Annotated in this window: 18 protein-coding genes; 12 read left to right on the top strand and 6 right to left on the bottom strand. The window is 71.5% G+C overall.

Annotated features, from left to right (window positions below; all coding sequences use genetic code 11):
- The first annotated feature begins 80 nt into the window (after positions 1-80).
- From CYFUS_RS34825 to CYFUS_RS34805, 5 genes are read left to right on the top strand one after another with little or no spacing between them, the layout of a single operon-like run.
- Positions 81-4145 (top strand): methyltransferase domain-containing protein, encoded by a 4065-nt coding sequence (locus tag CYFUS_RS34825; RefSeq protein WP_157758837.1) that lies wholly within the window; start codon positions 81-83, stop codon positions 4143-4145.
- Between the two features lie 14 nt (positions 4146-4159).
- Positions 4160-5011, top strand: a complete 852-nt coding sequence (dapF, locus tag CYFUS_RS34820) for a diaminopimelate epimerase (RefSeq protein ID WP_095989143.1) — start codon at positions 4160-4162, stop codon at positions 5009-5011.
- A gap of 46 nt (positions 5012-5057) precedes the next feature.
- Complete coding sequence (locus tag CYFUS_RS34815; protein ID WP_095989142.1) at positions 5058-6908, top strand: response regulator; 1851 nt, start codon at positions 5058-5060, stop codon at positions 6906-6908.
- 20 nt (positions 6909-6928) lie between these two features.
- Positions 6929-8437 carry a DUF4388 domain-containing protein gene (locus CYFUS_RS34810; RefSeq protein ID WP_095989141.1) on the top strand — a complete coding sequence of 503 codons (1509 nt, stop codon included), beginning with the start codon at positions 6929-6931 and terminating at the stop codon, positions 8435-8437.
- A gap of 22 nt (positions 8438-8459) precedes the next feature.
- Positions 8460-9782 carry a tetratricopeptide repeat protein gene (locus CYFUS_RS34805; RefSeq protein ID WP_095992415.1) on the top strand — a complete coding sequence of 441 codons (1323 nt, stop codon included), beginning with the start codon at positions 8460-8462 and terminating at the stop codon, positions 9780-9782.
- On the opposite strand, the gene CYFUS_RS34800 is transcribed toward CYFUS_RS34805, so the two are convergent.
- The 4 genes from CYFUS_RS34800 to CYFUS_RS34785 form a co-directional block, all read right to left on the bottom strand.
- A complete protein-coding gene (locus CYFUS_RS34800; RefSeq protein WP_095989140.1) occupies positions 9779-10747 on the bottom strand; it encodes a class I SAM-dependent DNA methyltransferase in 969 nt (322 codons plus the stop codon). The two genes, CYFUS_RS34805 and CYFUS_RS34800, sit on opposite strands and share 4 nt — an antisense overlap.
- Positions 10748-10754: 7 nt before the next feature.
- Entirely contained in the window at positions 10755-11360 is a 606-nt protein-coding gene (locus tag CYFUS_RS34795; protein WP_157758836.1) for a DUF2378 family protein, read from the bottom strand.
- Positions 11361-11458: 98 nt separating this feature from the next.
- Positions 11459-12754 (bottom strand): M16 family metallopeptidase, encoded by a 1296-nt coding sequence (locus CYFUS_RS34790; protein WP_095989138.1) that lies wholly within the window; start codon positions 12752-12754, stop codon positions 11459-11461.
- Entirely contained in the window at positions 12751-14292 is a 1542-nt protein-coding gene (locus CYFUS_RS34785) for a sensor histidine kinase (RefSeq protein ID WP_095989137.1), read from the bottom strand. Before CYFUS_RS34785 ends, CYFUS_RS34790 begins: the two co-directional genes overlap by 4 nt.
- Positions 14293-14483: 191 nt before the next feature.
- Between CYFUS_RS34785 and CYFUS_RS34780 the strand changes: the two genes are divergently transcribed.
- Positions 14484-15965: a kelch repeat-containing protein gene (locus CYFUS_RS34780; RefSeq protein WP_095989136.1), complete on the top strand. Its 1482-nt coding sequence runs from the start codon at positions 14484-14486 to the stop codon at positions 15963-15965.
- A 48-nt stretch (positions 15966-16013) separates the two neighbouring features.
- Here CYFUS_RS34780 and CYFUS_RS34775 read toward each other — a convergent pair whose 3' ends face one another.
- Positions 16014-17075 (bottom strand): cell envelope biogenesis protein TolA, encoded by a 1062-nt coding sequence (locus tag CYFUS_RS34775; protein ID WP_232537859.1) that lies wholly within the window; start codon positions 17073-17075, stop codon positions 16014-16016.
- 256 nt (positions 17076-17331) lie between these two features.
- On the opposite strand from CYFUS_RS34775, the gene CYFUS_RS34770 reads away from it, so the two are divergent.
- Entirely contained in the window at positions 17332-18213 is an 882-nt protein-coding gene (locus CYFUS_RS34770) for a 2-oxo acid dehydrogenase subunit E2 (protein WP_095989134.1), read from the top strand.
- Positions 18214-18250: 37 nt separating this feature from the next.
- Here the strand turns inward: CYFUS_RS34770 and CYFUS_RS34765 are convergent, their stop codons facing one another.
- Positions 18251-19174 (bottom strand): zinc metalloprotease HtpX, encoded by a 924-nt coding sequence (locus CYFUS_RS34765; RefSeq protein WP_232537858.1) that lies wholly within the window; start codon positions 19172-19174, stop codon positions 18251-18253.
- 387 nt (positions 19175-19561) lie between these two features.
- Between CYFUS_RS34765 and fni the strand changes: the two genes are divergently transcribed.
- The 5 genes from fni to CYFUS_RS34740 are packed head-to-tail and all read left to right on the top strand — an operon-like array spanning position 19562 to position 25024.
- Positions 19562-20623, top strand: a complete 1062-nt coding sequence (fni, locus tag CYFUS_RS34760) for a type 2 isopentenyl-diphosphate Delta-isomerase (RefSeq protein WP_232536980.1) — start codon at positions 19562-19564, stop codon at positions 20621-20623.
- A 29-nt stretch (positions 20624-20652) separates the two neighbouring features.
- A complete protein-coding gene (locus CYFUS_RS34755; RefSeq protein ID WP_420042661.1) occupies positions 20653-21999 on the top strand; it encodes a hydroxymethylglutaryl-CoA reductase, degradative in 1347 nt (448 codons plus the stop codon).
- A 6-nt stretch (positions 22000-22005) separates the two neighbouring features.
- Entirely contained in the window at positions 22006-22956 is a 951-nt protein-coding gene (gene mvk / locus CYFUS_RS34750; RefSeq protein ID WP_095989130.1) for a mevalonate kinase, read from the top strand.
- Positions 22953-23945, top strand: a complete 993-nt coding sequence (gene mvaD, locus CYFUS_RS34745) for a diphosphomevalonate decarboxylase (RefSeq protein ID WP_095989129.1) — start codon at positions 22953-22955, stop codon at positions 23943-23945. Before mvk ends, mvaD begins: the two co-directional genes overlap by 4 nt.
- The gene (locus CYFUS_RS34740; protein ID WP_095989128.1) at positions 23945-25024 is read left to right on the top strand and encodes a mevalonate kinase; all 1080 of its coding nucleotides are present in this window, start codon (positions 23945-23947) and stop codon (positions 25022-25024) included. Before mvaD ends, CYFUS_RS34740 begins: the two co-directional genes overlap by 1 nt.
- Positions 25025-25037: the final 13 nt, after the last annotated feature.

Below are 25037 nucleotides of genomic sequence, written 5' to 3'. Positions count from 1 at the left end.
CGGGCAGCGAGGCGATCTCCTGACCCCGGTGCTTTGCTTGGGACAATCCTCCCCGGGGCTATACTCGTCCGCTGGACCTCATGCACCCTACATTCCGCCGCCTGGGCAGCAGTGAGCTGTTGCCCCGGTACATCTTCGCGGAGAGCCTCTTCGCCCGCCGCCGTGTGTTGGAAGTGGACGCGGTCTCCACCACGGGTGGGGAGAGCGCGCGCTTCCTGCTCGAGCGCGGGGCCCGGACCGTGGTGGCCTGCGACGCCGACGTCGCCGCCGTGGAGGCCGCCCACAAGGCCCATGGTGGCCCCTCGCTGCGCTTCCGCGCCAACGTCTACGACGACCTCGAGCCCGGCAGCTTCGATCTGGTGCTCGTGGCCGACCTCGCCCCCTACGTGCGCGCTCCCACGCTGCTCGCCGAGCTGACGCGCCTGGTCAGCCGGCAGGGCCATCTGGTGGGCGGCTTGCGCAATGGCGCGGGGCTCGCCCTCTGGCAGCTCATGGAGGTGGAGGAGGAGGCGCCGCCCACGTACGGGCAACTGCTCGACGCGCTCTCGCCCCACTTCCCCCACGTGGAGGTGGCCACCCAGTCTCCCGTGCTGGGCTACCAGCTCGCCTTCGAGAAGGGCGATGGGCTCCAGGTCGATGGCACCCTCATCCACGGGAGCGATGCCGCCTACTTCCTCGTCGTCGCGGGGCATGATCCCGCGCGCATCGTGGACCCCACCTGGGTGCAACTGCCCCCCGAGCCGCTCGCCTTCACCCGCGGCAAGCTCGATGAAGTGGCCCAGCGCGGCAAGAGCTGGGAGGAGCGCGCCGGCAAGTTCAAGGAGTCCCTCGCCCGGGCGCGCGCGGAGCTGATGGATCGCGAAGCCCAGGTGCTCGCCCTCCAGCCCGCCCTGGAGTCCGCCCGGAGCGACGTGGCCCGCCTCACCGCGCAACTGGAGCAGGCGCGCGGCACTCCCGACTCCGCCCGCGAGCGCGACGAGCTCGCCTCGCGTCTGCGCCGCACGAGCCTGGAGCTCCAGGTGGCCATGGAGCGCCTGTCGGACGCGGACAAGCGCCTCACCCAGCAGCGGCTGGAGGTGGAGTCCGCCGAGCGCGCCCGCAAGGAGTTCGAGGCCCAGGCCCTGGGCGCCCAGGAGGCGATGCGGCTGGAGCGCGCGCGTCTCGAGGAGCTGAGCACCACCCTGGAGGAGTCCCGCGGGCGTCTGGCCCAGGCGTACGCCGATCAGCGCGAGCTGCGCGACGAGCTGGCCAGCGTGCGCGTCGAGCGCGAGAAGGATCGGCTCGGGGCCGAGCGCGCACGCGAGTACTCCGAGGACTCGCGGCGGCAGTTGGAGGCGGCGCGGGAGCGCGAGGTGCGCCTCGCCGAGCAGCACTCGACGGCACTGGCCGCCGTGGAGATGCTCAAGGCGGACGTGGCCCGCGCCGAGCACGCGCGCGAGGCGGCGGAGAAGTCCCTGCGCCTGCAGGACGCCGACCTGTCGCGCGTGTCCCGGGAGCTGGAGGCCCATTCCCGGCGGGTCTCGGCCGCGGAGGCGGCACGGCGCGACGCGGAGCTGCGTCTCACCGCGCGCGAGGCCGAGTTGCGCGGCGTGAACACCGAGCTCACCGCGGCACGTGCCGAGGTGCAGCGGCTCAACGCCGAGGGCGAGGAGCACTCCCGCGCCCAGGAACTGCTCCGGGCGGCGGCCGCGCGACTCGAACAGGAGCTCGCCGAGGCGCGCGCCCGGTTGTCGTCGCTGGAGCAGGAGCGCGTACGCGCCGCGGCGGAGCTGGAGGAGACCATCGAGGAGGAGCGCCGGCTCGCCGAGGGGCGGCTGGAGCACGCCGTGGCCCAGGAGCGCGAGCGCACCGAGCAGGCCACGGCCGAGGCGGCGCAGGAGCGGGCCGAGCGGGAGGATCAGGCGCGGCGGCTCGCGGAGCTGGAGCACCAGCTTCGTCTGGAGGAGGCCGCGCGGCGCGACGCCCAGCGCGCCCTCTCCGGTCTGGAGGCGCAACGTCAGCAATGGGCGGATGAGCGCGGCGTCCTGAGGCGGCGCGTGTCGGAGGTCGAGGAGTCCCTCGCGGAGCTGGAGCGCGTGCGGGCCTCGGACATCGAGTCCATCTCCCGGCTCGAGGAGGAGCTGAAGGCGACCCACGGCAACATCGCGGCCGAGCAGCAGGCTCGGGTCCGGGCCGACGAGGAGCGGGAGCGGACGCTCGTGGAGCTCGGGCTGGAGCGCGATGCGCGGCTCCGGTTGAAGGAGTCCCTCGCCCTGGCCCAGTCCGGACTCACGGCCGAGCAGCAGCGCCTGGCGGAGACCCAGGAGGCGCTCGCCGAGGCCCACGAGCAGCTCGAGTCGACGCGGCAGCGGCACGTCCAGGCGGCGCGCGAAGGGGCCCGGACGCAGGAGGAGCTCGAGGCGGAGCGCCAGCAGCGGGCCCAGGTGGAAGAGGCCCTGGCCGAGACCCGGATCGCGCTCGAGGCCGAGCAACAGGCACGGGGTCTCTCCGAGGAGTCGCTCGCGCGGCTCCAGGCCGAGTGGGAGGCGGAGCGGACCCAGGGCGACGAGGCCCGGGACTCGCTCCTCCAGGCGCGGGCGGAGCGGGAAGCCGAGCAGCAGCGGACCGAGCACGCCCTGGAGTCGCTCCGCGCGGAGCTGGAGGCCGAACGCTCCCGGCTCGTCGTGCTCGAGGAGACCCTGGCCTCGGAGCGCGAGGGGCGGGAACAGGCCGAGCAGTCGCTGGCGCGGACCGAGGAGACACGGGCCGACGAGCAGCGGCGGCGGGCCGAGGTGGACACGTCCCTGGCGGCCCTCGAGGAGCAGCTCGCCGAGGAGCGGCTGGCGAGAGCCAGTCTCGAGGACTCCCTCACGCGCGTCCAGGAGGAGCTGGACACCGAGCGGGCGAAGCGCGCCGAGACGGACGAGTCGCTCACCGACATGAGCGCGGCCTGGGAAGTGGAACGCGACGGCCGGGCGGCCATCGAGGCCTCGCTGTCTCGGGTGCAGGCGGAACTCGACACCGAGCGGACGAAGCACGCCGAGGTGGCGACGTCGCTCGCCGCCGCCGAGGCCGGACTGGAGTCCGAGCGCGAGGGCCGCGCCCAGGCAGTGGAATCGTTGGGCATCCTCCAGGAGGAGCTGGCGGCCGAGCAGCGGCAGCGCTCCGAGCTGGAGGGCCTGTTCGCCGCGGAGCGTCAGGAGGCGGAGGCGCTCCTCGCCGAGGTGCGCGAGTCACTGGAAGCGGCGCTGGCGTCGGCCCGGGAGGAAGGGGAGGCGCGACGCCTCCGGGTGGAGGCTCTCGAGGCGCGCCTGGAAGAGGAGCAGCGCTCGTTCGCCGAGCTGTCCGCCACCGCCCAGGCGCACGAGGCCGACCTGCGTCTGGCCCGTGAGAAGCTCGAGGACACCGAGGCCCGGCTCGCCGAGACCCAGGCGCGTGAAGCCGCCGCCTCCGCCGAGCGCGAGGCCCGCAAGCGCGATGCCGTGGAGAGCCGGATGGAGCTGGAAGGTCTCCGGGACGAGCTGGAGGCCGCGCGCGCCCGGCTGGCCACCCTCGAGGCCGCCCAGGCCCAGGCCCGGCTGGACGCGGACGCGCTCGAGGCGGCTCGCTCGGAGCTTCAGGATCGGGACGTCCTCGTGGAAAACCTGCGCGAGGAACTGGACCAGACGCGCGTCCGGCTGGCCTCCGAGAGCGAGCAGCAGGAGCTGCTCACCCTGCAACTCGAGTCCGCGCGGCGCATCGCGGGCAAGGTCACCTCGCTCGAATCCTCGCTCCAGGAGGAGAAGGGCCGGCTCGAGGCCTTCCGCGCCGAGCTCGAGTCCGTTCGCGCCGAGCTGGAGACGGCCCGGGAGCGCGTGGCCGAGCTGGAGAAACAGAACGACGCCGCGGAGAAGGCCCGCCTCATGTCCGAGCGGGAGCGCCTGGCCTCGGACCTCACCGTGGCCCGGGCGGCTCGCGTGCGCTTGGAAGGTCGGGTCTCGACGTTGGAGGCCGAACTGGCCACCCTCAAGGCCGGGGCCGCGCGCAAGGAACCAGATTCCGTCCAACACATCTATGCTCGTGCCCACGCCGAGCTGAACGCGGTAAAAAACGATTTGCTGCGCCGCCCCAAGCCCAGTGCGCCGGCGCCCACCGCCTCACCCTCCAAGCCCGATGAGCCGGGCTGAAACGACTTCCGCGTATGAGCACCACAGAGTTCTTCCACAAGTACCACGGCCTCGGTAACGACTTCATCGTCCTGGATCGCCGCCAGACGGGCGTGGACGTGGATGCCCAGACCGCCCAGTGGTTGTGCGATCGGCGCCTGGGCATCGGCGCGGACGGAGTGCTCAGCCTGCTGCCCTCGGAGACGGGCATGGCGCGCATGGTGGTGCACAACTCCGATGGCAGCATCGCCGAGATGTGCGGCAACGGCCTGCGCTGCGCCGTGAAGTACCTGGTGGACAACTCGGGCGAGAAGCCCGAGCGCATCGACGTGGAGACGGGCGCGGGCCTGCTCGCGTGCGTGCCCGGCTATGGCGCGGATGGGGTCGCCCAGGTGGAGATCTCCATGGGGCCCGCGCGGCTCGTCGAGCCGAACCTGCCCTCGGGCGCCACCCAGCGGCCCTTCCTCGACGAGCCCGTGCCGGGCCACGCCGGCCTGCGCGGCCATGCCATCAGCATGGGCAACCCGCACCTGGTGTTGCTCGATCAGCCCCTGGAGACCGCGAGCCGCCTCGGCCCCGTGCTCGAGCGCCACCCCGACTTCCCCGAGCGCACCAACGTCGAGTTCGTCCGCGTGGACGCGGATGGCCTCACGGTGGTGGTGTGGGAGCGCGGGTGTGGCCTCACCCAGGCCTGTGGCACCGGCGCCTGCGCGGCGGCCGTGGCGGCGGTCCTGGCGAAGCGACGCCCGGCCGAGGACTGGTCGCGTGTCCGCCTGCCCGGAGGGGACCTGTTCATCTGGGTCGCCTCGGATCTGTCCGATATCCGCCTGCGCGGTCCCGCCTCCTTCGTCTTCACCGGCGTTGTCCCGGATGCTCCGGGCCGCTAACCTCCACTCCTTCCACTCCTTTCTCGTCCCGAGTTCCCCCCCCGCCGTGGCCGGTCCCATCCTCGTCGTCGACGACGACCAATTCTTCCGGCAGCTCGCCTCCGACATGCTCTCCCGGCGGGGCTACCGCGTCGTCACGGTGGAGAGCGCCGCCCAGGCCCTGGAAGAAGTGGGCCGCGCCTCCTACGACCTGGTCATCACCGACGTGGTGATGCCGGGCATGGATGGCATCTCCCTCACCGAGAAGCTGCGCGAGCGCGACCCCGCCCAGGAGGTCATCCTCGTGAGCACGCGCAAGGACGTGAAGGGCTCGGCCATGGCGTTGAAGGTGGGGGTGGCGGTCGTCCTCCCCAAGCCCGTGGACGAGACGGACCTGCTCCTGGCCACCGAGCGCGCCCTGGAGCGTGCCCAGCTGCGCCACGAGCGCGCCAAGCTCCAGAACGAGAACCTGGAGTTCGCCCGCTACCAGCACCTGCACCAGCGCTGCCTGGAGTTCCTGTCCCAGCCGGACCTCGAGTGGCTCCAGGAGCGCGTGGCCGCCGAGCTCGCCTCCGTGTGTGACGCCCAGAGCGCCGCCCTGTGGATCTCCGATGACCGGGGTCAGCTCGTCCTGCGCGCCTACCGGGGTCTGCTCGACCGGCACTTCCTCGTGGATCGCATCAGCACCGAGGGTCCGCTCGGCCCCTCCATGCGCGAGGGCCAGCCCTGGGTGGCGCACGAGCAGCGCTCGCCCATCCTCTACGTCCCCTTCGTCAACAACGGCGAGTTGCTGGGGCTGGCGCAGTTGTCGGATCCGCTCGCGGGCGACTTCCGCGCCGAGCACCTGCACTACGCGAAGATCCTCGGCGACTCGGCCGCGGTGGGCGTCAAGAACGGCCGCAAGATGCTGGCGCTGCAGCGGCTCGGGCTGCGCGACCGGGACACCGCCGCCTACAACCTCAGCTACTTCACCGACTACGCCTCCAAGGAAATCTACAAGGCGCGGCGCTACGGGCGCATGTTCTCGCTGCTCACCTTCAGCGTGGACAACCTGCCCCTGGTGCGCATGCGCCTGGGCGCCACGGAGGCGAAGCTCGCCGTGCGCGGCATCATCAAGGCGCTCTCGCGGATCGTCCGCGACTCGGACGTCATCGCCAAGGCGAGCGACCAGGAGTTCTACCTGCTCCTGCCGGAGACGGACTTCTTCGGCGCCATGATGTTCGTGCGCCGCGCCCTGGCCGCCGTGCGCGAGGAGCCCGAGGCGCAGGAGGTGGAGGCGCGGCTGCCGCTCGCGCTGGTGGGCGGGGCGAGCACCTTCCCCAAGGACGGCGAGGACTTCGACGAGCTGATGTACCGCTGCCGCCGGCGCATGGACGAGCGCCGCGCGTCCCTGCAGCGCAAGCTCATGCTCGACACGCTGCCCTTCTGGGACGAGGTGGATCTGCTGCTCGGCAACGCCTCCAGCCCCCGGCTGCCCGTGGAGGACAACGCCGAGCCCTCGCGCCGCGGCAAGGTGTCCGACGCGCTCTTCGACGAGCTCCAGGTGGAGATCGCGCGCGAGCTGATGCGCGATCCGACCTCGCGTGGGCTGTTGTACGTGGGCAGTCCGGAGATCCGCTCCGAGCTGCCCATCGTGCAGGGCCTGGAGTCGGCCTCGCCCGACATGGCCTCGCGCATCTACCTGCTCGGGCGGCGGATGGACCTCGAGTCGCACCGGGCCCTCACGCCCGTCTTCCTGGAGGGGGACGAGCGCATGAGCCGGCACGAGTTCATCCTCTGGCTCTCGGAGAACGCCGCCTACGCGCTCATCCAGCGCCGGGGGCTCGGCGCCACCTGGGGCTTCCACTCATCGGACACCGCCGTGGTGGATGGGCTCATCACCCGTCTGCAGGCCGAGTACGATCTGCAGCCGTACTGACCCGGCGAGGAACACCCCCCATGGCCCAGGTCCGAAAGATCCTCATCGCCGACCCCGACCTCGAGTCCGTACGGCCGCTGTCGCGGGCCCTGCGCACCAAGGGGTACCAGGTGCACTACGCGCCGGATGGCTCGCGCGCCCTGGAGGTCGCCGTGCTGCGCCACCCGGACCTCATCCTCTTCGATGAGGCGTGCCGGATGCTGGATGCGCGCACCTTCATCAACATCCTGCACACCAACCCGCGCACGGACGACATCCCCGTGGTGGTGTCCACCAGCCAGTTCGAGGCGGACAAGCTGCGCGGCCTGCGCGATGGCTTTTTGCGCAAGCCCTTCAACCTCGACGAGGTGCTCTCGCGCATCGAGCACGTCTTCCGCCGCAGCGAGGCCGCCAAGGATCTCAAGAGCGAGGCGCAGGAAATCGAAGGCTCGCTCAGCCAGCTCGGCATTCCGGATCTGATGCAGATCCTCGGGATGAACAAGCGCAGCGGCAAGCTGACGCTGGAGCGGGGCAACGAGCGCGGGGAGATCGTCGTCATGGAGGGCCGCCCGTTCAACGCCCGGGTGGGCCGCGCGGAAGGGGAGAAGGCCCTGTTCCGGCTGCTCGTGTGGACCGAGGGCACGTTCACCTTCGCGCCCGGCAACACGAGCGGCAAGCCCCGCATCCAGCGCCCCATGGACAGCGCCCTCCTGGAGGCCATGCGGCAGGCGGACGAGGTGAACCGGCTGCTGCCCGGACTGCCGCCGCGCCACACCCGGCTGGTGCTCGCGCCGGAAGCGGACCTCACCCAGGACCAGCACCCGGTGACGGCGCAGGTGGTGGATCTGCTGCGCCAGCCTCGCTCGCTGGGCGAGGTGTTGGACCTGGCGCCGGCCACGGACCTGGACGTGGTGGGGGTGCTGCACACGCTCCTGCAGAAGGGCGTGGCCCGCATGACCGACGGCGACTCGGACGAGGGCACCCAAGCGCCGCTGTTGGGGACCGCGGAGCTGCACGCGCTGCGCGGGCGCATCCTCCGGGGCCGGGGCTCCTCGCGCGAGGCCGTGGCGAAGATCTTCGTGTGTGGCAGTGGGCCCGCGGTGGCGCGGCGGCTGCTCTCCCAACTCGCGGACATCGCCGCCGTGGCGGCCGAGCCTCCCGCGGTGCGCAGTGGCTTCGGCACGCTCGGGCGGCTGGCCCTCAACGAGCTGCTGAGCCTGGACTTCTGCGTCCTGCCCCCGGCGGAGGCGGCGCGCCCCCTGTGGCGGCCCTTCAGCGCGGGCGCGGTGGGCGCGCTGCTCTTCGACGCCACGGACGCGGCCGTGAAGCTGGCCCACTTCCTGACCTGGGACATCCGCCTGCCCCTGGTGGTGGTCGGCCAACCCGTGCCTCCGGAGCTCCAGGGCGCGCCCTCGGGCTCGGCCAGCGTGGGCGAGGATCTCAAGGAGGCGATGCGCAGCCTGCTCGTCCTGGCGCTCAACCCCGCGCCCCTGGTGTCCGGCATGCCCCCTCTCCCGCGCCCCAGCGCCTCGACTTCCCCCTCGCCGTAGCGTGTCCGCCCCCGACCCCGCGATGCCCTCGAGACTCCTCCGCCCGCTCTGGGCCCTCCCCTTGCTGCTGTCGCTCGCCTGCAAGGACTCCGACTCGCTCTCCGCCCGAAACCAGGAGCAGCGCTACCAGGCGAAGATGAACGAGGGCCATGCCCTGCTGAACGAGAACCAGCCCGAGCTGGCCGCGCGCGCCTTCAGCGCCGCCTCCGGCCTGGCGCCCGACCGCACCGAGCCGCTCGTCCAGCTCTCCGAGGCCCAGCGCCGCGCGGGCAACTCGGGCGCGGCCATCCTGGCGCTCAAGCAGGCCATGACGCTCAATCCCTCCGAGGCGCCCGACATCAAGCGCAGGCTGGCCGAGCGCTACGAGCGCGACGGGCTCATCCGGCAGGCCATCGCGGTGTTGCTCGAGCTGCGCGACGCCGATCAGCTGCGCGATCCGGAGATCCTCCGGCTCGCCCACCTCCAGACGATGCAGGGCCAGCACGAGGAGGCCTTCAAGACGCTGGAGCGCATCCAGAAGGAGCGTCCCGACGACCTGGACGCCAAGGTCGTGGAGGCGGAGATCCTCCTGGCCAAGGGCGAGGAGGTGCTCGCCGCGAAGTTGATGGATCGGCTGCTGGAGGAGCAACCGGGGCTCACGTCCGCGCGGGTGCTGCGCGCGCGCTACTTCCTGCGCAACGGCTACGCGGAGTACGCCGAGCAGGATCTGTCGCGCATTCCCCCCGAGGATGCGCTGAGGCCGGAGTACGTCGCCCTGCGGGTGGGGGTGCTGACGGAGCTGGATCGCCGCGCGGACGCGGAGAAGCTGCTCGCCCAGGCGGTGGAGCAGAACCCGCGCAACGCGGACCTGCTCGCCCGGCTCGCCGAGCTGCGGTGGGAGGCGGGCAACAAGGTCGAGGCGCAGCGGCTCGTGGAGCAGGCGCTCAAGGCGCAGTCGGACTCGGCCCGGGCGCTGTACGTCCGGGGCCTCATGCACGAGAGCTCGGGCAACGCCCAGCTCGCGAAGGAGGACTACGGCTTCGCCCTCACCGAGAACTCCCGCTTCGCCCCGGCGCTCTCGCGGCTGTGGCGCCTGCAGGCTCGCGCGGCCCAGGACGACGCGGCCGTCGCCTCCCTGGAGCGGCTGCTGGCGCTGGGCGAGGCCACCCTGGAGGAGAAGGTGGCGCTCGCCGACCTCTACGCGCGTACCCGGACGAAGCCCGAGCAGGGCTTGAAGCTCATCGCCGAGGCGCTCAAGCAGGACGCGCGCAATGAGGAGTACCTGGAGATCCAGAAGGAGCTGAAGAACAACCTGCCCCGGAAGAAGGCCGCGGGGCCGCTCATCATGCGGGGCGGGCGCCGCTAAGGGGCGGCGTGGGCGAGCACCACGACGTGGCCGATGACGGGCTGGCCCGCCTGTCGGCGCAGCGTGTCCTCGCGCTCCACCACCGGACACAGGCCCGCCACGTGGGCGCAGTGCCGGACGTAATCGAGGTGGTGCGCGTAGCGCGCGCTCGGCTGGAGCCGGTAGCCCGGCTCGGTGCTCTTCTCCACGGTGAAGGCGAACAGGCCCTCGGGCGCGAGCCGCCGGGCCACCTGCGCGAAGAGCGGCTCCAGCGCGCCGAAGTAGACGAGCACGTCCACGGCGACGATGAGATCCGGGCGCGCGAGGGAGGCGGCGAGTCGCGCGGTGATTTCCCCGGCATGCAGGGCGTCATACACGCCGCGCTCGCGTGCCTTGTCCAGCATGCCCGTGGACAGATCGATCCCCTCCAGGTTGCGGGCGAGGGGCTTGAGCAGCGGACCGGCGAGCCCCGTGCCGCAGCCCAGGTCCAGCACGTCGAGCTCCCTCCGGGGTCCGAGCGCGGTGAGCACCGCGTCCAGGAGCCGCTCGGGCGCGCGGTAGTCGAGGAAGCCCCGCAGGCTGTCATCGAAGGTGGGGGCGTAGAGATCGAACAGCGCGCTCACGTATGCGTCGGCCGAGCGCTCGGGCGGAGGGGAGCCCGTCTCCGCCGCCTCGAGGTAGGAGATCACCGTGTCGCGGGCGTGCTCGGGGACGCGCAGATCCTGGCAGCGCCGTTCCTGGAGCTGGCGGCGCAGGGAGTGTTCCTCGTCGCCGCGGCCCAGCTCGCGCAGCAGGGCGATGAGCGTCTTGAGCGCGTCCTTGTCCTCGGGCTGCTGCTCGAGCTGCTCGCGCAGGGCGGCCTCGGCGGCGAGCGGCTCGCGCCAGGAGCGCAGCACGTGGGCCGCGTAGCCGGGGGGGACGTCCCACGCCCCTTCGAATCCACAGGCTTCCAGGCGCGCGCGCCAGTCCACGGGGGAGGGCTTCATGGAGGGCTCAGTCCTTGCGGTGCAGGACGAAGACGGTGTGCTGGAGGCCGGACTGGTCCGGTTGGTACTCCCCGGAGCGGAACGGCGCGCCGACGAGCGCCATCATCGCGTCCATGCTGCCGTTCATGAAGTGGGGCTCGATGCCGGACTGGTTGCCCAGCGCGGCGTGGAACTCGGGCAGCACCTCGAAGCGCACCTCGAGCGCGCCCCCCTCGAGGAACCGGGTCTTGGCCGACAGGAAGTTGGTCCCGGATTGGAGCCCCCGGGTGATGCGGGACAGCGAGGACTGCCAGCCGAGCATCCGGAAGAGCTGGAGCACGGCGCTGCCCATGGTGGTCCGCCCATAGGCGTCGGTGAGCGCGTAGCCGATGCGATAGCGCCCCTGATCACTGGGCAGGTGGGGGTGGAGGATCTCCGCGCAGACACCGACGGTGGCGTGCCAGATGGGCACCGAATAGGCGACCAGCAGCGGTTGATCCATGTCGACGCCAATGGCCTTGAGGCGCTTGCGGGTGTCCGCGTCGAAGCGCTGCCTGCCGGTGAGCCGGAAGAGGGAATCCATCACCTGACTGAAGATGACGGGTTCTCGTGGGCCCTCGACCGCGTTCATCATGTGCCACATCCCCCGATGGTCGGGCGTCATCGAGGGCGAGGGTATAGGGGGGCGGGGGATGGCGGCTAGCACGTGCGTTCAACGAGCCCCGCACATCGTCAAGTGGCGGATGGCAGGCCCTCGGCGTTCTCCACCACCTTCTCCAAGGCCTTGATTCCCTTACGTTGGCCCACGGCCACCACGGTGAGGTTGTCCCGGGCGAAGTAGCGCCGGGCCACGTCTCGCACCTGGATCGCGCTGGCCGCGTCCACCAGGTCCGCGCGCAGGCCGAAGGACTCGGGACGCCGGAACAACTCGGTTCCCGCGAACCACCCGGAAAGCTCTCCCGGCGAATCCTGGGAGAATTCCAGCAGCATGCGGTGCCGCCGCTTGGCGCGCGCCAGCTCCTCCTCGGCCACGGGGGACTGGGCCAGCTCGCCCAGGACGCGGAACATCTCGCCCACCACGAGCGAGGCCCGCTCCGGAGCGCTCGCGGCCTCGATCTCGAAGATGCCCGCGTCGTGGAAGGCCTCGAGCGAGGCGTGCACGGAGTAGGCGAGGCCCCGCTTCTCGACGATCTCGAAGGGCAGCCGCGAGGACAGCCCGTCATCGAGGAAGCGGCGCAGGAGCTGGAGCGCGGGCCAGTCCGGATGGTGCTCGGGCACGGTGCGGAAGGACAGGCGGAACTCGGTCTGGGCCTCGTCGTGGGTGACGACGTGCAGGCGAGGGCCCCGAGGAGTGAGGGGCGGAGGGATGTCGAGGCTCTCGGGGCCCTGGGGCAGGTGCGCGAAGTGACGTTCCACGAGCGCGAGCACCTCGTCGCGTTTGACGCGGCCCGCGGCCGACACCACGAGGTTGCCGGTGACGTAGTGGCGCGCGAAGTGCTCGAGCACCTGCGCATGGGTGAGGGCGGAGACGGACTCGCGCGTGCCGGCGATCTTGAAGGACAGCGGGTGGTCGGGGAAGAGCAGGCGCTTGGACAGGTTGTCGATGTCGATGTCGCGGCCCTTGTCGTCCACCTCGTCGAGCATCTCCTCGAGGATGATGCTGCGCTCCACCTCCATGTCGGTGAGGCGGGGGCGGGTGAGCATGTCGCCGAGGATGGCGAGGCCCACGTCCAGGTGCGCGGGGTGCAGGGGGGTGTAGTAGTAGCCGTGGTCGCGCGTGGTGACGCCGTTGAGGTTGCCGCCCACCTCCTCCACGGCGGAGTTCATCCGCACGGTGTCGGGCCAGCCCTCGCTGCCGCGGAAGAAGAGGTGCTCGAGGAAGTGGCTGACGCCGTTGCTGTGCACGGACTCGTGGCGGCTGCCGGTGCGCACGTACACGGCGAGCAGCGCGGTGTGCAGGTGCGGGGTCTCGATGGTGACGACGCGCAGGCCGTTGGGCAGCACGTCGCGGTGGTAGGTGAAGCTCATGCGCGGGGAAGCCTGACGAAGAAGGTCGTGCCCCGGCCGGGCTCGCTCTGACACGAGAGCTCCCCGCCGTGGGCCTGGAGGATCTGCTGACAGACGGCGAGGCCGAGGCCCGTGCCGTCTTCCTTGGTGGTGAAGAAGGGTTCGAAGATGCGGGAGAGCACCGCCTCGGTCATGCCGCGGCCGGTGTCGCGCAGGGCGACCACCACGTCGCGCGCCTGCACCTGGGTGGCGATGGTGAGCCGTCCTCCGCCGAGCATGGCCTCGCGGGCGTTGCGCAGGAGGTTGAGGAACACCTGGCGCAGCTGGCCCTCGTCGGCGAGGGCGCGGGGCGGCTCGGGGGACAGCTCGCGCACCACCTCCACCCCGGCGCGCTCCAGCTCCTCGCGGGAGAAGTCGAGCACGCTGGCGATCACCTCGGTGACGTCGGTGGGCTCGAGGCTGGGGCGGGGCGGGCGGGCCATGCGCAGGTACTGCTCGGTGACCTCGGTGAGCCGGTCCACCTGGCGGGTGACGGCGGCGAGGATCTCCCGGGTCTCGCGTGCCTCGTCGGGCGAGTCGAAGGTGGCGTGCTCGAAGGCGTCCTGCATGAGCTCCACGTTGAGGCCGATGGAGGACAGGGGGTTGCGCACCTCGTGGGCGACCTGGGCGGAGATGCGGCCCACGGCGGCGAGCTGCTCGGCGCGCATGAGGGCCTCGGCCTGGGCCTTGAGCTGGGCCTCGCGCGCCTGGAGCGAGCGCGCCATGGCGTCGAACTCGCGGGCGAGCACGGCCACCTCGTCCTCGCCGCGCACGCCGAGCTGGGCGCTGTAGTCGCCGCGGCCGATGCGCGACACGCCCTCGATGAGGGTGCGCACCGGGCGCAGCGTGCGCGCCGACCAGGCCGTGGCGACCAGGCCCACGATGATGGCGAGCACGGACAGGGTGATGATGGCCAGGCCCGTGCGGCGCTCGCGGTCCTCGGCCCCGTCCACACGCTCGCGGATGCGGTTGGTGAGGGCGGCGCGCAGGAAGCGGATGTCGCGGCCGATGGCGTTCTCCTGCTGGCGCAGCTCGGTGGCGGCGCGTGTCACCTCGTCCGCGGGGGGCGACTCGCTGGCGAGCACCGTGAAGACGGCCTCCGCCGCCCGGCCATAGGTGGGGTAGCGATGGGCCAGCTCGCCCAGGCGTGACTCCAGGTCCTGCACGAAGGGCACCTCACCGGGGGGCGCCAGCGCGCGCACCTCGCGAGCCCGGGCGAGCGCATCGTTGAGCCGCTCGGACATGAGCGAGGGGACATAGAGCCGGGCGAGCCGGATGAGGGCGCGCCGGGTCTCCGCGTTGCCTTCCTCCAACAGCCGCTCGGTGTCCTTCTCCTGATTGGTGTGGAAGGAGTCGAGCGCGGCGGCGTCCTGGGACAATTGGAGGTAGCCCTGACTGACCAGACGGATCTCCAGTTGGTTGCGGTGCAGCTCGGCGACGCTGAAGAGGGACACCGCGCCGAAGGTGACGAGCACCACCGCGTAGCCCAGGAAGATGCGGGTGGCGAGCGAGAGCTTCATCGGAAAGAGGGCCGCGTTGACCCTGGCCAGAGGGCATCGCTACGCTCGCGCCGGTCCGAGCGCAAGCCCTCTTTCGTCTGAGCCGGGGCCATCGGATCGCGAAAGGGTACCTCATGGGGCGGAGCAACAACCGGTGGGACTTGACCGCCGGGAGGAGCGTCGGGCGGGGGAGGGGTCGGCGGCTGGGTTGGATGGCGTTGACCGTCGCGGCGCTGGGCATGCTGGGCGGGTGTGAGACGCGTCCTCCCGTGGAGCTGCGCACCGAGGCGTGCTCGGGGACTCCGGCCCTGGAGGGAGTCTCCTATCTGCGCTGGCGCGTCACCGGCGAGGGCATGCAACCCCGCGAGCACTTCACCACCGTGGAGGTGGGCGCGGCGGGCGTCCCCACCCTTCCTCCGGGAAAAGGCCGGGTGGTGGAGGTGCGGGGGTACACGGCCATGCCCCGGCAGGGGGGACGGGTGGTCGCGGTGGGTCGCTCGCGCCCCTTCGAGGTGCGGGGGGGCGGCGAGGCGCCGACGGTGGCCATCGCCCTGCGCCGGGTGGGGGAGTTCGTGAGGCCGAGGCTGGCCCAGGGTTGCGCGGGGCTGGGCGAGGCGCGCGCGGGACACACGGCGACGCTGCTGGAGGACGGGCGGGTGTTGTTGGCCGGGGGCGTGCGGCTCGGTGCGGACGGGAGGCCCGCCACGGTGTCCGCGGTGGAGGTGTTCGATCCGGCCACGGACACCCTGGAGCGCGTGCCCGCGCTGGACTCGGCCCGGGCCTTCCACACGGCGACGAGGCTGCCGGGAGGCAAGGTGCTGCTGGTGGGCGGCGAGGAGGAGACACCCGAAGGCACGAGGCCCCTGGCGAGCGCCCGGGTGCTGGATGTGACGGCGGGCACGGCGACGCCGGTGGAGGGCCTGCGGGCGCGTGGCCACCACGCGGCGGCGGCGGATGCGAGTGGGCGGGTGCTGGTGGTGGGGGGCGTGGGCGTGAACGGCGAGGTCGTGTCCGAGGCGGAGGGGTATGACGCCGCGACGGGCCGGAGCTTCCAGGTGGGCACGCCGGTGCGGCGGGTGGGGATGGGGGTGAGCCCGGTGGGAGATGGGTGGCGCCTCGCCGTGGTGGGCGGCTCGGATGGGACGGCGTTGGTGCCGGAGGTGCTGTTCTTCTCGTACCAGGGGGACACCTTCGTCGCGGAGGACACGGGCGAGCGGCTGCGCGAGCCCCGGCGTGACGCGGCGCTCGTGCCCTTTGGTGGGCCCGGGCGGTTGCTGTACGTGGGGGGCCATTCCTCCGTGGGGGCGGCGATGATGCGAACGCTGTTGGCCTCCTCGCAGATCGTGTCTCCGGACGCGGCCTCGCGTCAGGGCCAGGGTCCCCAGATCTTCGCCCGGAGCGAGCCGTGCGCGGTGGCCCTCCAGGATGGACGGGTGTTGACGCTGGGTGGATGGGGCAGCGTGGGCCTGGACGAGCTCGTGAGCGACGCCCATGGGGAGCTGCTCGTGCCTGGAGCGGAGGGGGGAGCGGCGGGGTTGCTCGGGCTGCCCGAACTGGAGCGGTCGCGGCACCAGCACACCTGTACGGCGCTGGAGGATGGCTCGGTGCTCGTCGCGGGCGGGCTGGAGGAGGATGGCGTCCGGCGCACGACGCTGGATGACCTGTTCCTCTACATGCCCGCGCCGCTGGACTGACCGCGGGCGTCCCCTCCCAGGCGCGGGAGGGGGACACCGGGGCGGCGACTACGGCGTGGCCGGCTTCTCTTCCTGCGCGGAGTCGGTCGCGGCGGGCTGTCCGGAGGTGTCACCCGAGGCCGGGGCGGCGGCCGGCTGGGCGGCCTGCTGCTGGGCCGCCTCGGCGGCGGCGCGGGCCCGGGCGGCCTCCTCCACCTTCTGATCGCTGGCGGCCATCTCGTCCGGCGTCAGCTCGGTGCGATCGGCCAGCATGCCCGTCTTCTTCTCGAGATCCTTGATGGCCCGGCGCAGCAGATCCCTCTCGAGCAGCGTGCGGTTGAGCCGCTTCTCCAGCGCCTTGAACTTGTCCTTCACCAGGTCCAGCTCGCTCTTGCTGGCGGCGAAGATGCGCTGCTGCGAGTCGGCGCGGCCACGCACGCGCTTGAGCTCGCGCTCCAGCTCCCCGGCCCGGCCGCGCTCCTTGTTCGCCGTGGCCTCCAGCCGCTCCATCTTCTCGCGGTCGGCGTCGTTCAGCTCGCGGTAGCGGCGGGGCGCCTTCTCGGGGGCGGCCTCGGCCGGGGCGGCGGCGGCGGCGGGTACCACGGTCGTGGACACGGCCACCACCGGCTCATCCGCCTGGGCCGGAGCGGAGATCGGCTGCGCGGGAGCGGTCGTGACGGGAGCGGGAGCCGGCGCGGGAGCGGCGTTGCGGCGGCCACCGCGGCCCATTTCCAGCTCCGAGCGCAACCGGGCGATCTCCGTCTGGGCATCGGCCAGCTCGCCCCGGACCACCTCGAGCTGCAGGGACGCGTTGCGCTCCACCTCGGCGCGTGCCCGGGCCAGGTCCTTCTCGCCCTTCTCGGCCTCGCGCTGCTCGTAGTTCTTGCGCTTGGCCTGCTTGAGCTGCTCCTTCAGGTCCTGGAGCTGAGCGCGCTGCTCGTCCATTTCCTTGCGCTTGCGATCCAGGTCCGACTCCAGACGCGCACGCACCTTGGCCTCGGACTCCGCCAGCTCACCCCTGGGCTTGTTGGCCTGGGGAGCGGCGATGGCCGGGGCGCCCGTGGGGCGGAAGAGGAGCAGGCCGAGCGTGATCAGGAAGCCCGCTGAGACGACGATGAGGAGTGCTACCAGCACGAGGGTGACCTCCGGGGATGATGCAAAAAGCGGCGCAGCCTAGCGTCAGAAGGCGGGACGTCAATAGATGTCGTGGGTTGTCTTTCCGGCCATGAACCTGGCGCCACCCCGCTCGCCTCCCTCTGGAGGGGGCGGGCGAGGGGGGAGCGGATGACGCGGTGCGGCTCGGGGCTGGACGGGGGCGGGGGGTTTTGCCGGGGAGCGGAACACGCGATGCTGGAGGACCGCCTCTTCGTGAAGGAACCCCCGCCTCATGGCTCACCTGGAGCTGATTCCCAAGGACAACATCTCGAGCTTCCGCAAGCTCGCCATCGGAAGCTGGAAGACCGCGTACGACCCGACCGTGTACGGGACGATGACGCTGCGGATGGAGAAGGCGCTGGCCTACATCGAGGCCTTCCGCCAGAAGACGGGCGTCCGCCTCACCGTCACGCACCTGCTGGCGCGCGCCATGGCCGAGGCCCTGCGCCGCTGCCCCGAGGCCAACGCCATCCTGCGCTTCAACAAGATCTACCTGCGCAAGCGCATCACCATCTCCATGCTGGTGGTGCAGACGGATGGCGGGAAGGTGGACCTCACCTCGGCGAAGATCGACGACGCGGAGCGCAAGAGCCTGCGGGAGATCGCCACCGAGCTGGAGATCGCGGTGCAGCGGGTGCGCCAGCGCAAGGACACGATGATGGAGAAGGGCAAGGGGACGGTGCAGAAGGTGCCCTACCTGCTGCTCAACCTCTTCACCTGGATGATGTCCTTCTTCATGTACACGCTGAACTGGAACATGACGTGGGCGGGCATGCCCTACGACGCGTTCGGCTCGGCCATCCTCACCAACGTGGGCTCGCTGGGCCTGGACACGGCGTACGTGCCGCTCGTGCCCTACAGCCGCGTGCCCATCCTCATCGCGCCGGGTGCGGTGAAGGACGCACCCGTGGTGGAGAACGGCCAGGTGGTGGCGGGGAAGATCATGAACGTGAACGCCACGTTCGATCACCGCTTCATCGACGGCTTCCACGCGAGCATCCTCTCCACCACGCTGCGCGAGATGATGGAGGATCCCTTCAAGCACTTCGATCCGCTCGACGAGCTGTCCGCCGAGGGCACCCAGGCTCCCGCGCCCCAGACGGCCGCGGGGTAGGGCCCCCTCCCGGGGAAGGGGCCCCTGGTGCCGGGCCTTACGCCCAGACGCTGCGCCAGGCGCGCGGCGAGCGCGGGGTGAGGGCGCTCATCTCGCGCAGGCGGCGCACCCGCTCGGGGATGGGCGGGTGCGTGGAGAACAACCCCATGATGGCGCCGCCGGACAGCGGGTTGACGATGAACAGGTGCGAGGTGGCCGGCGCCCGGTCATAGGGCATCAGCTCCGCGCCGCGCTCCAGCTTCAGCAACGCGTCCGCCAGTGCATCCGGATCCCCACTCAACTGGGCGCCCGTGGCGTCCGCGCCATACTCGCGCGAGCGGCTCACCGCGAGCTGTAGCAGCGTGGCGGCGATGGGCGCCACGAGCAGCACGCCCAGGTTGCCGAGCGTGTGGGCGAGCCCGTCCTCGTCATCGTCGCGGCTGAGCAGCGAGCCGCCGAAGAAGAAGAGCATCTGCGCCGCGTAGCTGATGACGCCCGCGAGCGTGGCCGCCACGGTGCCGATGAGCGTGTCGCGATTCTTCACGTGCGCCAGCTCGTGCGCGAGCACGCCTTCCAGCTCGCGCTGATCCAGGATGTCCATGAGGCCCGCCGTCACCGCCACCGCGGCGTGCTCCGGATTGCGGCCCGTGGCGAACGCATTGGGCGTGCGGGTGGGCAACAGGTAGATCGCCGGCTTGGGCATGCCCGCGCGCGCGGCGAGCCGCTCGACCATGGCGTGCAGCCAGGGCGCCTCGGCGTACTCCAGCGGCTGCGCCCCGTGCATGGCCAGGGCGATGCGGTCGCTGAACCAGTACGAGACGAAGTTCATCACCACGACGAAGAAGCCCGCCACGACGAGCCCCTGGGGTCCTCCCAGCCGCTCGCCCACCACGAGCAGGAGCGCGGTGAGTCCGGCCAGCAGCACCGTCGTCTTCAACGCGTTGCCCAGCCGGTGGCCCCATCCGCCACCGCCCGTGCCCATCGGGGGCAACGACGTGTTTCGCATCTCTCCAGCACGCATGATGTGGCCTCGTCTTTCCTTTCCCTGGACTCAAGGGGTCTCGAAAGAACGTAAACAGGCGACAGGACACGTCAAATCAGGGGAAGGACGAGAGAGGCGGATACACCTACCCGGTCGCCGACCGCTCCACCGCCTGCTCGCACCTCGCTCCGCCGGCTTCGAGCAACATCGTGTGGCCCGAGGTTTCAGAGGGGCGGCATACCTTTCCCCTCCTGCCCCGGGGGGTCGTGGCGTGCACGTCGCTTGCGCCTGCCTGCCCGCCTTGGTAGGGATTCGAGGTCCAGGATAGGCTTGGCGTGAGTGTATTTTTTTCAGACCATGGTTCCACCAAATGAGGGCAGGCGGCACGTGACGGACGAGGAGGCGACAGCGAAGCGCAAGGACGCCCACCTCGATCTGTGTGCGACCGGGGACGTCGAGCCGTTGGGAAACAGCACGTTGCTGGAGGACGTGCGGTTGGTGCACTGCGCGATGCCGGAGCTCTCGGTGGACGAGGTCAACCTCTCCACGGAGTTCCTGGGCAAGACGCTGCGCTACCCGCTGCTCATCACGGGGATGACGGGTGGTACGGAGCGGGCCGGGGTGGTGAACCGGGACCTGGCCCTGGTGGCCGAGCGGCACGGGTTGGCCTTTGGCGTGGGCAGTCAGCGCGCCATGGCGGAGAACCCCCAGGCGGCCGAGTCCTTCCAGGTCCGGCGGGTGGCGCCCACGGTGCCGTTGCTCGGCAACATCGGGCTGTACCAGGCCGTGCGCATGGGCGTGGACGGGGTGCGGCGGCTGGCGGACGCCATTGGCGCCGACGGCATGGCGCTGCACCTCAACGCCGGGCAGGAGCTCACCCAGCCCGAGGGAGATCGGGACTTCCGGGGCGGCTACCAGATCGTGGAGCAGCTCGTCCGGGCCTTTGGCGCGCGTCTGCTGGTGAAGGAGACGGGATGCGGCATCGGCCCCGACGTGGCGCGCCGGCTGGTGGAGCTGGGGGTGCGCAACGTGGACGTGTCGGGTCTGGGTGGCACGTCCTGGGTGCGCGTGGAGCAGCTGCGCGCCGAGGGAGTCCAGGCCCAGGTGGGCGCCGAGTTCTCCAACTGGGGCATTCCCACCGCGGCGGCCATCGCCTCGGTGCGTCGTGCCGTGGGCTCCGGGCCCCGGCTGGTGGCCTCGGGTGGACTGCGCACGGGCCTGGACGCGGCCAAGGTCATCGCCCTGGGCGCGGACGTGGCCGGCATGGCCCTGCCCCTGTTCCGGGCGCAGCAGGCCGGTGGTGTGGAGGGAGCCGAGAAGGCTCTCGCCGTCATCCTGTCGTCGCTGCGGCAGGCATTCGTCCTCACGGGTAGCGCGAGCTGTGCGGACCTCCAGCGTAAACCCCGAATCATCGGGGGGCAGTTGAAGGACTGGCTCGCGACGCTGTAGGACTCTGTTGGGTTTCGCGCAAATGCCGCGTGGGGAAGAGAGAAAGAATGTCTGACACGTTGACGTCCCGGCTGGCGGGTTTCCACAAGCTCTCGATGGTGGCGCGGCACGAGAAGCTCGCCGAGATGCTGAACCTGACCGAGGAGGACCTGGCGCAGCTGCAGGGCATCAGCGCGCTGCAGCCGGGTCTGGCCAACCAGATGATCGAGAACGCGGTGGGCACGTTCTCGCTGCCGCTCGGACTGGGACTCAACCTCCAGGTCAACGGCAAGGACTACCTGGTGCCCATGGCGGTGGAGGAGCCCTCGGTGGTGGCGGCGGTGTCGTTCGCGTCGAAGATCGTCCGCGAGGCGGGCGGCTTCACCGCGGAGACCGACGAGCCCATCATGATCGGCCAGGTGCAGCTCACGCGCTATGGCGATCCCACCGAGGCGACGCAGAAGATCCACGCGGCGCGCGAGGCCATCCTGGCGCTGGCCAACAGCTTCCACCCCTCGATGGTCAAGCGCGGCGGCGGGTGCAAGGACATCGAGGTGCGCGTGCTGCCGGCCCCCGAGGGTCCGCGGGGCGAGCCGCTGCTCGTGGTCCACCTGGTCATCGACACCCAGGACGCCATGGGAGCCAACCTCATCAACACCATGGCCGAGGGCGTGGCACCGCTCCTCGAGCAGCTCACCGGCGGCAAGGTCTACCTGCGCATCCTGTCGAACCTGGCGGACCGGCGGCTGGCGCGCGCCATGTGCCGCATCCCGCTGGAGGCGCTCTCGGACTTCGACATGCCCGGCGCGACCATCGCCGAGGGCATCTACCAGGCCAGCCGCTTCGCCCTGGCGGACCCGTACCGGGCGGCCACGCACAACAAGGGCATCATGAATGGCATCGACTCGGCGGCGATCGCCACCGGTCAGGACTGGCGCGCCATCGAGGCCGGAGCGCATGCCTTCGCGTGCCGGGACGGGCAGTATCGGCCGCTGTCGACGTGGCACGTGGAGGGCGGCCATCTGGTGGGCCGCATCGAGCTGCCCATGGCGCTGGGCACGGTGGGCGGTCCCATCAAGGTCCACCCGGGCGTGCAGATCGCCATGAAGCTGGTGAACGTCACGTCCGCGCGAGAGCTGTCCATGGTGTTCGCGGCGGTGGGACTGGCGCAGAACTTCGCGGCGGTGCGGGCGCTGGGCTCCATCGGCATCCAGAAGGGTCACATGGCGCTGCATGCGCGGTGCGTGGCGGTGACGGCGGGCGCGCGCGGAGACTGGGTGGAGAAGATCGCCGAGTTGTTGGTGACCGCGGGCCACGTGAAGGTGGAGAAGGCGCGCGAGCTGATCGCCTCGCTGTCGGAAGAGGACTTCCGCGCCGCCACGGGCACCGAGGGCTGAAAGACAATGGACTCGAACAACACATTGGTGGGTTTTGGTGCCGGCAAGGTCATCCTGCTGGGCGAGCACAGCGTGGTGTACGGCTACCCGGCGCTGGCGGGGCCGCTGTCGCGCGGCGTGACGGCTCGTGGTGAGGCGTCCAACAAGTGCCAGCTCGTCATTCCCGAGGCCCTGACGCCCGAGCAGCGCAAGGTGCTCAAGGCCGCCTTCGGCCGGGCCATGGCCGCGTGTGACGAGCCGGGCGTCCGGGTGTCGTTCAACACGGATCTGCCCCTGTCCATGGGCCTGGGCAGCTCCGGCGCGCTGTCGGTGGCGTGCGCGCGCGTGCTCTTGCAGGCCGCGGGGCGCAAGGCCACGGCGATGGACGTGGCCAACGTGGCCTGGGAGATGGAGCAGGAGTTCCACGGCACCCCGTCCGGCGTGGATCACACCACGAGCGCCATGGAGCAGCTCATCCTCTACCGCCGCAAGCCGGGGGCCGAGTCGGGCCGCTCGAAGGTGGTGGAGAGCCCCAAGCCCGTGCGGTTGGTGGTGGTGATGGCCGGCGCGCGCAGCCCGACGAAGACGACGGTGGGCGCGCTGCGTGAGCGCCAGAAGCGCTGGAGCGAGCGCTACCAGCGCGTGTTCCGCGAGATTGGCCTGCTGGCCTCCGAGGGTGCCGAGGCGGTGGAGGAGGGCGATCTGGAGGCGTTGGGTGACGTGATGAACGTCAACCACGGCCTGCTCGCGGCACTGGGCCTGTCCTCGCCGGGCCTGGACGACATGGTGCACCGGCTGCGCACCATGGGCGCGCTGGGCGCCAAGCTCACGGGCGCGGGTGGCGACGGCGGGGCCGTCATCGGTCTGTTCCACGACACGGCGCCCGCGGTGCACGAGCTCACGCGCCAGGGCTTCCGCTGCTTCGACAGCCAGCTCGCGGGACCGCGGGAAGAGGGCGCGACCCGGGGCGCGGCATGAAGGCGACCGCCCTCGCGCATCCGAACCTCGCGCTGGTGAAGTACTGGGGCAAGCGGGACGACGCGCTCATCCTGCCCCATCAATCGAGTCTGTCCCTGACGCTCTCGCCCCTGTCGGTGCACACCACGGTGGCCTTCGGGGTGGGCAACGCCGACGCGGTGGAGCTCAACGGCTACGTGGCCAAGGGCAGCGAGCGCGACCGGGTCCTGCGCGTGCTGGACGCGGTGCGTGCCGAGGCGAAGGAGCGCTCGCTCGGCCCGGCGAGGATGGTGTCGCGCGGGGACTTCCCGGCGTCGGCGGGCCTGGCGAGCAGCGCGGCGGGCTTCGCGGCCCTGGCGGTGGCGGCGCGCGCGGCCGCGGGGCTGCCGGCGGATCCCCGGGCGTCGAGCCTGCTGGCGCGGCTGGGCAGCGGCTCGGCGTGCCGCAGCGTGCAGGGTGGCCTGTGCGAGTGGATGCGCGGTGAGCGCCCGGACGGCTCGGACAGCTACGCGGTGCAGCGCTTCGACGAGAAGCACTGGCCGGAGCTGCGCATGGTGGTGGCCATCGTCAGCCGCGACGAGAAGGAAGTGAAGTCGCGCGACGGCATGAAGAACGCCGTGGAGACGAGCCCCTACTACGCGGCGTGGATCAAGGACGCCGAGGCCGAGGTGGTGCGCGCGCGTGACTACCTCGCCCGGAAGGATCTCCAGGCGCTGGGGGAGATGTGCGAGCGCAACGCGTGGCGGATGCATGCCACGTCGCTCGCGGCGGATCCTCCGCTCTGCTACCTCATGCCGGGCACGCTGGCGCTCATCCACTCGCTGCGCGAGCAGCGCAAGAAGGGCGTGCCGGTGTGGTTCACCCTGGATGCGGGCCCCAACCCGTGCATCCTCACGGACGCGGCGCACGAGGTAGCGGCCGAGGCGGTCGCGCGGGCCTGTGGCGCCACCGAGGTGGTGCGGTGCGTGCCGGGCGGGGACGCGCGGCTGCTCACGGAGCACCTGTTCTGATGGAACGCGCCCTCTCGGCCCCGGGGAAGTTGTTCGTGTCCGGCGAGTACGCCGTGCTGTGGGGAGGCCTGTCGCGCGTGGCGGCGGTGGGTCCCCGTACGGCGGCGCTGGTGCGGCGGCGGGCCGACTCCCAGGTGCACATCTGCCTGGAGGAGGGGACGCTGGCGGGGCGGACGACGTCTCGGGGCGTGAAGTGGGAGCGCGAGGTGCCCCCGGGCTTCTCCTTCGTGGCCCGCACGCTGGACGAGGCGCTGCGGCTGCACGGGCGTGAGTCGGTGGGCTTCGATCTGGCGCTGGCGCCTTCGGCGGTGGGCCCCAACGGGCTCAAGCTGGGCATGGGCGGCAGCGCGTGCGCCACGGTCCTGGCGGCCGACGCGGTGCGCTTCGTCCTGGAGGAGCGCTTCGACGCGTTGAAGCTGGCGCTCGTGACGCACGCGGCGGCCCAGGGCGGCAAGGGCAGCGGCGGCGACGTGGCCACGAGTCACGCGGGCGGCGTGGTGCGCTATCGGCGCTACGAGGTCTCCGGGCTCATCGAGGCGTCGAGCGCCGGGGGCTACCGCGCGGCGGTGGATGCCTCGCCTCCGGTGGACGTGTGGCGGCTGCCCACGCCCCGGGTGTCCCTGGGCTATGCCTTCACGGGCGAGAGCGCGTCCACGCGCGTGCTCATCTCCCAGGTGGAGGCGAAGTGGGGCGAGCAGGGCCGTCGCTCCTTCGTGGAGCGCTCGGACGCGCTGGGGCAGGAAATCGAAGAGGGGCTCGCGGGCGGTGACTTCCGCTCCTTCTCCGAGGCCGTGCGCGAGCAACACGCGCTGCTCCAGGAACTGGGTCCGCTGGAGACCGAGCCGATGAAGCGGGTGCTGGGTCTGGCCGCGTCCTACGGGTGCGCGGGCAAGCAATCCGGAGCCGGGGGAGGGGATGGGTGCATCCTGTTCGCCCCGGACGCCGAGCAGCGCGCGGCGCTGTTGGAGGGCATCCGCGCGCGGGGCTTCCACACGTTGGAGCTCACCGTGGAGCCCGGTGTGCGCAGCGAGGCCGTGGCGGATTCCCGGTTGCGCGCCTGGCTCGACGCCTGTTCCTGAACCGAGAGGGCCC

The organism is Cystobacter fuscus, from assembly GCF_002305875.1.
GTDB classification, from domain to species: domain Bacteria; phylum Myxococcota; class Myxococcia; order Myxococcales; family Myxococcaceae; genus Cystobacter; species Cystobacter fuscus_A.
This window is presented reverse-complemented; position numbering and strand designations above follow the sequence as displayed.

Bases quoted from the DNA above. Each gene is read 5' to 3' on its own strand.
- CYFUS_RS34825 (WP_157758837.1), top strand. From the start codon at position 81: ATGCACCCTACATTCCGCCGCCTGGGCAGCAGTGAGCTGTTGCCCCGG.
- dapF (WP_095989143.1), top strand. From the start codon at position 4,160: ATGAGCACCACAGAGTTCTTCCACAAGTACCACGGCCTCGGTAACGAC.
- CYFUS_RS34810 (WP_095989141.1), top strand. From the start codon at position 6,929: ATGGCCCAGGTCCGAAAGATCCTCATCGCCGACCCCGACCTCGAGTCC.
- CYFUS_RS34805 (WP_095992415.1), top strand. From the start codon at position 8,460: ATGCCCTCGAGACTCCTCCGCCCGCTCTGGGCCCTCCCCTTGCTGCTG.
- CYFUS_RS34800 (WP_095989140.1), bottom strand. From the start codon at position 10,747: ATGAAGCCCTCCCCCGTGGACTGGCGCGCGCGCCTGGAAGCCTGTGGA.
- CYFUS_RS34795 (WP_157758836.1), bottom strand. From the start codon at position 11,360: ATGATGAACGCGGTCGAGGGCCCACGAGAACCCGTCATCTTCAGTCAG.
- CYFUS_RS34790 (WP_095989138.1), bottom strand. From the start codon at position 12,754: ATGAGCTTCACCTACCACCGCGACGTGCTGCCCAACGGCCTGCGCGTC.
- CYFUS_RS34785 (WP_095989137.1), bottom strand. From the start codon at position 14,292: ATGAAGCTCTCGCTCGCCACCCGCATCTTCCTGGGCTACGCGGTGGTG.
- CYFUS_RS34780 (WP_095989136.1), top strand. From the start codon at position 14,484: ATGGCGTTGACCGTCGCGGCGCTGGGCATGCTGGGCGGGTGTGAGACG.
- CYFUS_RS34770 (WP_095989134.1), top strand. From the start codon at position 17,332: ATGGCTCACCTGGAGCTGATTCCCAAGGACAACATCTCGAGCTTCCGC.
- CYFUS_RS34765 (WP_232537858.1), bottom strand. From the start codon at position 19,174: ATGGGCACGGGCGGTGGCGGATGGGGCCACCGGCTGGGCAACGCGTTG.
- mvk (WP_095989130.1), top strand. From the start codon at position 22,006: ATGGACTCGAACAACACATTGGTGGGTTTTGGTGCCGGCAAGGTCATC.
- mvaD (WP_095989129.1), top strand. From the start codon at position 22,953: ATGAAGGCGACCGCCCTCGCGCATCCGAACCTCGCGCTGGTGAAGTAC.
- CYFUS_RS34740 (WP_095989128.1), top strand. From the start codon at position 23,945: ATGGAACGCGCCCTCTCGGCCCCGGGGAAGTTGTTCGTGTCCGGCGAG.